Source organism: Burkholderia semiarida (genome assembly GCF_029268935.1).
Classification (GTDB): domain Bacteria; phylum Pseudomonadota; class Gammaproteobacteria; order Burkholderiales; family Burkholderiaceae; genus Burkholderia; species Burkholderia semiarida.
The window spans coordinates 662,270-669,421 of the sequence record NZ_JAHLCL010000005.1 but is presented as its reverse complement, the minus strand read 5'-3'; the positions used below and the strand labels follow the sequence as shown (position 1 = coordinate 669,421).

2 protein-coding genes are annotated in these 7,152 nt (G+C 68.4%); one reads left to right on the top strand and one right to left on the bottom strand.

Going from position 1 to position 7,152, the window contains the following annotated elements; all coding sequences use genetic code 11:
- The first annotated feature begins 206 nt into the window (after positions 1 to 206).
- A complete protein-coding gene (gene uvrA, locus KPB06_RS09785) occupies positions 207 to 6,116 on the top strand; it encodes an excinuclease ABC subunit UvrA (RefSeq protein WP_275905504.1) in 5,910 nt (1,969 codons plus the stop codon).
- Positions 6,117 to 6,205: 89 nt separating this feature from the next.
- On the opposite strand, the gene KPB06_RS09780 is transcribed toward uvrA, so the two are convergent.
- Complete coding sequence (locus KPB06_RS09780; protein ID WP_059577419.1) at positions 6,206 to 7,147, bottom strand: amino acid ABC transporter substrate-binding protein; 942 nt, start codon at positions 7,145 to 7,147, stop codon at positions 6,206 to 6,208.
- Positions 7,148 to 7,152: the final 5 nt, after the last annotated feature.

Here is a 7,152-nt window from a genome sequence, read left to right as displayed (position 1 = left end):
CGAGTGGGCTACTGCTGGCAGAACAGCAGGTCTTGTCCGGTTGCTATTGGCAAGACAGTTGTGATAGCGACTTTCAGGTCGCACCTGTATGAATGTACAGTATAGTATCCGTCGAACTCGACCGGCGCGGGCATCGCCCGTGCGACATCCGCCGCGGCGCGGCGGCACAGTGAATTCCGGCTAACTCATCCAGACGGGCAGGCAAATTGTCATCCAGCAATCTGATCCGCATTCGCGGAGCACGTCAGCACAACCTCAAGAATCTCGATCTCGACCTGCGCACCGGCGAAATGACGGTCGTCACCGGCCCGTCCGGCTCCGGCAAGTCGAGTCTCGTGTTCGACACGCTGTACGCGGAAGGCCAGCGGCGCTACGTCGAGACCTTCAGTGCCTACGCGCGGCAGTTCCTCGACCGGATGGATCGCCCGCAGGTCGAGCGCGTCGACGGCGTGCCGCCCGCGATCGCGATCGACCAGACCAACCCGGTCCGCAGTTCGCGCTCGACCGTCGGCACGATGACCGAGCTGAACGACCACCTGAAGCTGCTGTACGCGCGCGCGGCCGAGCTGTTCGACCGCAAGACCGCGCGGCAGGTACGGCACGACACGCCGGAGACGATCTACGCGGAGCTCGTCGCGCGCACGCAGGCCGACGATCCGCGCGTGGTCGTCACGTTCCCGGTCGAATTGCCGGAAGCGGTGTCCGACGAGGAAATCGCGCAGTGGCTGTCGGCGAGCGGCTACACGCGCGTGCAGGCGCAGCGCGAAGTCGCGTCGCCCACCGGGCCGCGCAAGATGCTCGACGTGGTGGCCGACCGCTTCCGCGTGCAGCAGGCCGACAAGGTGCGGGTGGTCGAGGCGATCGAGGCATCGCTGAAGCGCGGCGGCGGCCGCGTGAACGTGTACGTGCTGGCGGCGGACGCGGAAAACGCGACGGCCGAGCCGCAGGTGTGGCGCTTCTCCACCGGGCTCCACGATCCCGATAGCGACCTGCGTTACGCGGAGCCGCAAGCGGCGCTGTTCTCGTTCAACTCGGCATACGGCGCGTGCGAAACCTGCCGCGGCTTCGGTCGCGTGATCGGCGTCGATCTCGGGCTCGTGATTCCCGATGCGCGCAAGACGCTGCGCGGCGGCGCGATCAAGCCGATGCAGACGCCCGCGTGGAAAGAGTGCCAGGACGACCTCATGCGCTACGCGGCGAAGGCCGGCATCCGGCGCGACGTGCCGTGGTCCGAGCTGACGGACGCCGAGCGCGACTGGGTCGTCAACGGTTCGCCGGACTGGAACGGCAAGTGGCAGAGCCAGTGGTACGGCGTGAAGCGCTTCTTCGGCTACCTCGAATCGAAAGCGTACAAGATGCACATCCGCGTGCTGCTGTCGAAATACCGCAGCTATACGCCGTGCGACGTGTGCGGTGGCGCGCGCCTGAAGACGGAATCGCTGCAATGGCGGCTCGGCTCGAAGGAGAATGCCGACGCCGTGCTCGCGCCGGCCGACCGCTTCATGCCGCGCGGCGTCGAATGGAGCCGCGCGCAGCTCGAAGCGCTGCCCGGCCTGACGGTGCACGATCTGATGCTGCTGCCGATCGAGCGCATCCGGCGCTTCTTCGACGAAATCGTGCTGCCGAGCGCGCTGCTCGACGACGCATTGAAGCTGCTGCTCGCCGAAGTGCGCACGCGCCTGAAATACCTGTGCGACGTCGGACTCGGCTACCTGACGCTCGACCGGCAGAGCCGCACGCTGTCGGGCGGCGAGGTGCAGCGGATCAATCTGACCACCGCGCTCGGCACGTCGCTCACGAAAACCCTGTTCGTGCTCGACGAGCCGAGCATCGGGCTGCATCCGCGCGATCTCACGCGGATCGTCGAGGCGATGCAGCGGTTGCGCGACGCGGGCAACACGCTGGTCGTCGTCGAGCACGATCCGTCGGTGATGCTCGCGGCCGATCGATTGATCGACATGGGGCCGGGCCCGGGCGAGCGCGGCGGCACGATCGTGTACGACGGCACGCCGTCCGACATCCGTTCCGCGCACACGCTGACGGGCGAGTATCTCGGTGGCCGCAAGCAGGTCGCGCATGCGTCGAACTGGGCGCGCCGCGCGGTCGACGCGAACACGCCGCGCATCGTGCTCGAAGGCGCGACCGAGCACAACCTGCGCGACGTCACGGTCGAAATTCCGCTGCAGCGGCTCGTGTGCGTGACGGGTGTGTCCGGCTCCGGCAAATCCACGCTGCTGCAGGACGTGCTGTATCCGGCGATGGCGCGGCACCACGGCAAGGCGACCGAATCGCCGGGTGCGTACCGCAGCCTGACGGGCGCCGACCAGGTCGGCGACGTCGTGTTCGTCGACCAGTCGCCGATCGGCAAGACCACGCGCTCGAACCCGGCGAGCTACGTCGGCGCGTTCGACGAAATCCGCAAGCTGTTCGCGAAGGCGCCGCTCGCGTTGCAGCGCGGCTACGGCGCGGGCACGTTCAGCTTCAACTCGGGCGACGGCCGTTGCCCGACCTGCGGCGGCTCGGGTTTCGAGCACATCGAGATGCAGTTCCTGAGCGACGTCTACCTGCGCTGCCCGGATTGCGACGGCAGCCGCTACCGTGCCGAAATCCTCGAAGTGCGAATCGAGCGCGACGGCCGCGCGCTGAACATCGCCGACGTGCTCGACCTGACCGTCAGCGAAGCGGCCGCGTTCTTCGCGACCGATGCCGAGGTGCTGCGCGTGCTGCAGCCGATCGTCGACGTCGGCCTGGAATACGTGAAGCTCGGCCAGCCGGTGCCGACGCTGTCGGGCGGCGAGGCGCAGCGCCTGAAGCTCGCCGGCTTCCTCGCCGAGTCGGCGGCGGCGGCGGGCGGGCGGCGGGTCGCGACGGAAGAGGCGCGCATCGCACGCGCGAAACTGTTCATGTTCGACGAGCCGACCACCGGGCTGCACTTCGACGACATCGCAAAACTGATGCAGGCATTCGGCAAGCTGCTCGCGGCCGGCCATTCGCTGATCGTGATCGAGCACAACCTCGACGTGATCCGCGCGGCCGACTGGCTGATCGATCTCGGCCCGGAAGGCGGCGACGGCGGCGGCCTCGTGCTGTGCGCGGGCACGCCGGACGACGTGAAGGCCTGCGCCGAATCGCATACCGGCGTGGCGCTGCTGCAGTACGACCGCGCGATGGATGTCGGCGCGGTGCATACCGGCGCGGTGCATGCCGACGAAGGCAAGCCGTTGCAGGCCGTGCTGAACGCGGCGCGCGCGCGCCGGGCGATCGAAGGCGAGGACGTCGTGCGCATCGTCAATGCGCGCGAGCACAACCTGAAGGCGCTCGACGTCGACATCCCGCACGGCAAGTTCAACGTGATCACCGGCGTGTCGGGTTCCGGCAAGTCGACGCTCGCGTTCGACATCCTGTTCCACGAGGGCCAGCGTCGCTACCTCGAATCGCTGAACGCGTATGCGCGCTCGATCGTGCAGCCGGCCGGCCGCCCCGAGGTCGATGCCGTGTACGGCATTCCGCCGACCGTCGCGATCGAGCAGCGGCTGTCGCGCGGCGGGCGCAAGAGCACGGTCGCGACCACGTCCGAGGTGTGGCATTTCCTGCGGCTGCTGTACGTGAAGCTCGGGCTGCAACACTGCATCCATGACGGCACGCCGGTCACGTCGCAATCCGTCGAATCGATCGCCGCGCAACTGCTGCGCGACCATCGCGGCGAACACGTCGGGTTGCTCGCGCCGCTCGTCGTCAATCGCAAGGGCGTGTATACGGATCTCGCGAAGTGGGCGAAGGCGCGCGGCAGCACGCATCTGCGCGTCGACGGCGAGTTCGTCACGGTCGACCCGTGGCCGAAGCTCGACCGCTTCCGCGAGCACACGATCGAATTGCCGGTGGCCGATATCGTCGTGTCGCCGGACAACGAAGCCGAGTTGCGGCGCAGGCTCGACGAGACGCTCGAGCTCGGCAAGGGCGTGATGCACCTGCTCGCGCCGCTCGACGGGCTGCACGATGCGATGCGCAACGATCGTTCGACCGCCCGGGTCGGCGCGGTCAAGGTGCTGTCGGTCAAGCGTGCGTGCCCGGTATGCGGCACGAGCTATCCGGAGCTCGACCCGCGGATGTTCTCGTACAACAGCAAGCACGGCTGGTGCACGACCTGCGTCGGCACCGGCGTCACGCTCACGCGCGAACAGCGCGCCGCATACGACGACACGGTGCTCGCCGGCGACGATCGCGGCCGCGAGCAAACCTTGCCGTCGGACGAGCAGGAACCGGAAGGCGTCGGCAACGAACCGTGCCCCGATTGCCACGGCACGCGGCTGAACCCGTCCGCGCGCGCGGTCACGTTCGACGCGCATCCGATCGTCGAGGTCGCGCAATGGACGGTATCGGACACGCGCCGCTGGATCGACGCGCTGGAACTCACCGGGCGCGATGCGCAGATCGCGCGCGACATCGTCAGCGAGATCGGCAGCCGCCTCGCGTTTCTCGAGGAAGTCGGGCTCGGCTACTTGAGCCTCGATCGTGCGGCGCCGAGCCTGTCGGGCGGCGAAGCGCAGCGCATCCGGCTCGCCGCGCAGCTCGGCAGCAACCTGCAGGGCGTCTGCTACGTGCTCGACGAGCCGACGATCGGCCTGCATCCGCGCGACAACCAGATCCTGCTCGACGCATTGCGCAAGCTCGGCGACAAGGGCAATACGCTGGTCGTCGTCGAGCATGACGAGGACACGATCCGCCGCGCGGATCACATCATCGACATCGGCCCGGGCGCGGGCAAGCGCGGCGGCACGCTGGTCGCCGAGGGCGCGGTCGCCGATCTGGCCGCGCAGCCGGATTCGGTCACGGGCCGATTGCTCGCGCAGCCGATGACGCACCCGCTGCAGCCGCGCCGCGGCGTGAGCCTGCCGGGCAAGAAGGGCGGCGAGGCCGTGCCGGAAGCCTGGCTGACCGTGCATGGCGCGACGCTGCACAACCTGCGCGACGTCACGGTCGGCATTCCGCTCGCGCGGCTCGTCGCAGTGACGGGCGTCAGCGGCTCGGGCAAGTCGACGCTCGCGCGCGACGTGCTGATGACGAACCTGCTGGACGCGGTCGGCCGCTCGGTGCTGTCGTCGCCGGCCACGCGGCGTGCGCGCAAGGCGGCGCAACAGGACGCACCGGCCACGAACCGCCGTTCGAGCGTGCTCGCGCGCAGCGCACCGCGGCCGTCGCTGAACGTCACGCATGCATGGCAGGGCTGCGAGTTGCTGAGCGGCTGGGAGCAGATCGATCGCGTGCTCGAGGTCGACCAGACGCCGATCGGCAAGACGCCGCGCTCGTGCCCGGCCACTTATATCGGCGTGTGGGACACGATCCGCAAGCTGTTCGCCGATACGCTCGAAGCGCGCGCACGCGGCTATACGGCGTCGCGTTTCTCGTTCAACACCGGCGACGGGCGCTGCCCGGCCTGCGAAGGGCAAGGCGTGCGCACGATCGGCATGAGCTTCCTGCCCGACGTGAAGGTGCCGTGCGACGTGTGCCACGGGCAGCGCTTCAATCCGGAAACGCTCGCCGTCACGTGGCGCGGCCGGAACATCGGCGACGTGTTGACGATGGAGATCGACGAGGCGGTCGAATTCTTCGCGCCGATCTCGAACATCGCGCATCCGCTGCAGTTGATGAAGGACGTCGGGCTCGGCTACCTGACGCTCGGCCAGCCGTCGCCGACGCTGTCCGGCGGCGAGGCGCAGCGCATCAAGCTCGTCACCGAGCTGACGAAGGTGCGCGACGACATCACGCGGCGCGGCCAGAAGGCGCCGCACACGCTGTACGTGCTCGACGAGCCGACGGTCGGCCTGCACATGGCCGACGTCGCGAAGCTGATTCGCGTGCTGCACCGGCTCGTCGATGCGGGGCATAGCGTCGTCGTGATCGAGCACGATCTCGACGTGATCGCGGAAGCCGACTGGATCATCGATCTCGGGCCGGAAGGCGGCGTGGGCGGCGGCACGATCGTCGCGGCGGCACCGCCGGAAGCGCTCGCGAAGGTGAGTGCGAGCCATACGGGGCGGGCATTGAAGCCCGTACTGGCGCGAACGGCATCGCCCGACGGCGAAACCGAGCGGCAAGGCGAAGCGCGCGTCGGTTAGACGCGGTGCTTGTCGCAAGCGGCCCCGGTGTCAGGCGAGATACCGGGGCCGCTTGCCCATGCGCCCATGCGATCGGCCTGCCGCCGCGCTCATTCGCCCTTGATGCCGATCGTCTCGATGATGGTTTCCAGTTGCGGGCTCATCGGCAGGTTGAGACTCAGGCCCGACGGAAGCGGGCGCAGGAACCAGCGCTTGTACTGGCGTGCGATCTCGCCGTCGGCGGCCAGTTCCACGAAGGTGTTCTTCACGACCTGCGCGAGCTGCGGATCGTCCTTGCGGAACATGATGCCGTACGGGTCGTACGACAGGTAATCGCCCACCACGTCGTACTGGCCGCCCTTGCCCGCATTCTCGGCAATCAGGCCGTACAGCAGCACGTCGTCCGTCGCGAACGCGTCGGCGCCGCCGTTCGCGACGAGCGCGAAGCCTTGCGCATGGTCCGGTACCACCTGCAGCTGGATCCCGAGCCTGAACCGCTGGTCCAGGTCGCGCAACGCTTTCTCGTTGGTCGTGCCGGCCGTCACCGCGACTTTCTTGCCCGCGAGATCGCGGAACGAGCGGATCGGCGCGCCGCGCTTCACCATCACCTTCGTGCCGGCCACGAAGATGATCGGCGAGAACGCCACGCGCTTCTGGCGCTCGAGGTTGCTCGTCGTGGAGCCGCATTCGAGATCGACCTGGCCGTTGACCACCGCGTCGATGCGGTTGTCCGACGTGACGGGCACCCAGCGGATCGTCAGGCTCTTGTTGACCGCATCCTCGATCGACGACACGAGCGCCTTGCACAGCTCGATCGAATAGCCGATCGGCTGGCGGCGCGCATTCAGGTACGAGAACGGTATCGACGCGTCGCGATAGCCGAGCGCGATCGTGCCGGTGCCGCGCACCTTCGCGAGCGTACCGGTCAGTTGCGCCGGCGCGAACGGCTCGACGCGCGGCGGCGGGGAGGGCAGATCGTCCGCGCGCGCGGACGCGCTGGCGGCGAGCAGGCTCGCGAGCGCGAGCGCAAGCCGGAATCGCTGCATCTTCATCGGCG

Coding starts and splice junctions, on each gene's coding strand:
- KPB06_RS09780 (WP_059577419.1), bottom strand. CDS start 7,147: ATGAAGATGCAGCGATTCCGGCTTGCGCTCGCGCTCGCGAGCCTGCTC.